Annotated in this window: 3 protein-coding genes and 1 pseudogene; all 4 read right to left on the reverse strand. The window is 60.8% G+C overall.

Features of this window, described 5'->3' with window-relative positions:
- Positions 1-209 (reverse strand): annotated as a pseudogene (locus R3175_RS17975) (HAD family hydrolase); the annotation flags it as partial.
- The gene (locus tag R3175_RS17980; RefSeq protein ID WP_318945720.1) at positions 206-946 is read right to left on the reverse strand and encodes a 3-deoxy-manno-octulosonate cytidylyltransferase; all 741 of its coding nucleotides are present in this window, start codon (positions 944-946) and stop codon (positions 206-208) included. The gene R3175_RS17980 and the pseudogene R3175_RS17975, both read right to left, overlap by 4 nt.
- A gap of 2 nt (positions 947-948) precedes the next feature.
- Positions 949-2,550, reverse strand: a complete 1,602-nt coding sequence (locus R3175_RS17985) for an aldolase catalytic domain-containing protein (RefSeq protein ID WP_318945721.1) — start codon at positions 2,548-2,550, stop codon at positions 949-951.
- A 31-nt stretch (positions 2,551-2,581) separates the two neighbouring features.
- The coding region (locus R3175_RS17990) for an acylneuraminate cytidylyltransferase family protein (RefSeq protein ID WP_318945722.1) at positions 2,582-3,122 on the reverse strand (541 nt) is incomplete at its 5' end.

The following is a 3,122-nucleotide window of genomic DNA, read 5'->3' on the forward strand; positions in this document are numbered from 1 at the left end:
GCCTGACCAAGAATGGTCGTCAGGAAACGCTCAAACTTGGCATACCGGGAAATACCGCCGTTGTTGACGTGGTACTCCACCAGAGCACGGGCCGCGGATTCGCCGTAGGGTAACGCCGCCTGGTAGAAAGCCTCGGTCTTGACCCGGTTGGAATTGAGGATCACCCCATCGCAGTCAAAGACCCAGCTGGCATAGCGGGAAAGGCTCATAACCCATGCCTGCGTCGCAACGCGGCTTCCACACCGGGCACATCCTCAGGCACATCCACCGCCAGGCTGCCGGGATGGGTTTCCACCATGCGGACAGTCTTGCCCAACTCCAGAAACCGCAGGATCTCGATGTCCTCGGACCACTCCAGCTCACTCTTGCGCCCAAACGCCTGGAAGGCGGCCAGATCGTCCTTGCCAAAACCGTAAATACACACCTGTTTCTTGTACCGGGTCGGCGCATGACCGGGCTCCTTGAAGCCAGGCAGGGCGGCGCGGGACATGTACACCAACTGCCCCGACTCGTTGGTAATTACCTTTGGCAGGTTAACGTTTTGGGGATCCTCGGACTCTGGAAGCCAGCTGAAACCGTTGATGACTTCGTCCATGGCGGCCACTTTGGCGTCGCGGATTTTCAGGATGTCTTCCGGGTACACCAGCGGCTCATCCCCCTGCACGTTGATGAAGATCTCGGCATCGATTTGCTCGGCCGCCTCGGCCAGTCGGTCGGTCCCGGTCAATGCACCGGCTCCGGTGAAGACGGCCTGGTAGCCGGCGCCCTCGACCACGTCCGCGATGCGTTGGTCGTCCGTTGCCACGTACACATTGTCCCGCCCCACGGCCTGGGCGGACAGCTCCGCCACCCACAGGATCATTGGGCGATCCAGAAGGTTGACCAGCGGCTTGCCCGGATATCGAGAGGACTTGTACCGGGCGGGAATTACCACTACAGATCTCATGGTCACTTACTCATTCCATATACCGATTGCATCGTCAGGTTATAGCGAGTGGGGGTGATCGAAATCAGCTCCCGGGCTCCCGCGGTGGCCTGATAGGTATCCAGCAACGCCTGCATCTCACGGCTGCGGGGATCGTCGGCCCCATAACCGTCGAACCCTGCCATCAACACCCGGTTGGCATCACCACTGGCGGCAATGGCCAGGGCATAGGCCACCACCAGCGACGTTGGCGACGAACAGTGGCTGTCACCAAATTCAAATCGGCCAGGCTCGACATTCAATCCGAAATCCAGCATTTCCTTGCCGTCCAGAGATTCCAGCACGTCCGCCGGCAGCATCGATCGGGGGGTGATCAGTGGCTGCGGCAATAAAGTATGGGCATGGCAGTCCGCCAGCAAGCGCACCGGATGGCAGGCCACCCGAACATCGATGAGTTCCGCCCGAATGGCAGACTGGGTGTTCAACGCCATCACCACCGGCCGCTGCCGCTCAATGTAGTTTTCCAGCGCCCAACGATGATGATCAACCCCGGGGCCGGTGCCCAGCAACAACACATCTTTGCCCGCCAGGAGCTCTCGCGGCTGCCAATGCCCAACGGGCTGCCCCTGGAAGAAGTGCCTTGCCGCATCGAGGGTGTGCAGACTGAACTTCTTGCCGCCCTCGACCCGCAGGTGCTCGATCACCGCCAGGATATCCTCCTCATCATAACGGGAGTCCCGCAGCATCTCCTGGATATAGGTAGGATGGATGCCGTACTTGCCAGCCAGGTAGTAATACGGATTCGTCCCCCAACCGTAACGTTCCTGCATGGGAGTGAAATCGTTCCGGACCAGCCGCATCAAAGGCACCAGGTTGGTCTTGCGATCCCGCAGGGACGCCATTTCAATCGCCAGCTCCTCGGTGCGGGCGTTGCCGGGGCCGCGCCCCATCCCGGTCACCGTGGAATCCACCCAGGTGACACCTTCGGCCAGTGCACACAGAGTATTCTGCAGGGCCATCCCCAGGTTGTCGTGGGTATGGATGCCCAGCGGCCCCTGCCAGCCCTGGCGCAACCAACCTATGATCTGCCGGGTCTGCTCCGGCCCCATGCTGCCCATGCTGTCGGCAAAATACAGCGCATCCAGCGGGTACTCCGAAGCGGCGGCGGCCAACGACTCCACTTCGGCTTGCTGCCGGTCGGCAATCTGCATCAGATTGAAGCCCACGAGGTACCCCCGCTCCTTCAACCAAGTGGCTGCCGGCAAGGCGGCTTCAAATTCATGGACGTGACAGGCCACCCGAACCAGGTCCACCGGCGAAGCCGAAGGTGGCTCTGGAAACAGCGCCTCCAGGGCCTGTTCAAGGGTCGGTGTGGCCAGCAATTCACTGGCGTTCACCATCACCCCCACCGTCAGCGATTCGGGAATCGTCAGGCTGCGCAGGAAATCGTCCGTGGTGTAGGCGCAGGCGCCTTTGGCCCCGGCCACGTTCAAGGAGCGCAGCCCCAGTTCAACGACGTCCACTCCGGAGGCCACCATGGCATCCAGGTAGCGATGGATGAGGTCGACGTCAAAATCCCAGGCGTTGTAGTAACCGCCATCCCGCAATGTACAGTCGATAAACATGGTGTAAACCTGATCCAGTGATCGCGTGTGACTAAACCGTTGCGACGCCTGCCGTTAGCAGGGCCTCGGCCATCTGAAAGTCCTCAGGCCAATCGATGTCGAAACCTTGCACCCTTTCCAGCGGGTACATATAGGGGCGCCCCCCAATCCGGTCGTGCTGTTCGGCGTAGACGCCCACCGGTGCGAGGAAAACCGCGCTGTTCACCTCGTAAATGGGCTCCAGGGTTTGGGTGCGCGGCCACTTTTCCACCTTCCGGTCATAGTTGACCGCGCCACGCTCATCCCAGAGAAACCCGTGCAACTTGGTGACGGTCATCAATGAGTCATAGCCCTCCTCCAGCGCTCGGCGATAGCGGGCAATAATCTGGTCATAGTCCACCGCCGTCACAAACGGCGAGGTAACGTGTGTCCAGAGTATGTCGCCTTCGGGGATCAGGCCGGCGGCATGCCCCACCAGGTCGTCCGTGCTGGTATCGCTGGAGGCCAGCCGGTCGTCGCGGTGATGGATCTGCAATCGCTCGTCGGCCAGCCCCTGGGCAAACTGTATGATCTCATCGTCATTGGTTGACAGC

This window comes from Marinobacter sp. (assembly GCF_033722735.1).
Lineage (GTDB): Bacteria > Pseudomonadota > Gammaproteobacteria > Pseudomonadales > Oleiphilaceae > Marinobacter.

Coding starts and splice junctions, on each gene's coding strand:
- R3175_RS17980 (WP_318945720.1), bottom strand. CDS start 946: ATGAGATCTGTAGTGGTAATTCCCGCCCGGTACAAGTCCTCTCGATAT.
- R3175_RS17985 (WP_318945721.1), bottom strand. CDS start 2,550: ATGTTTATCGACTGTACATTGCGGGATGGCGGTTACTACAACGCCTGG.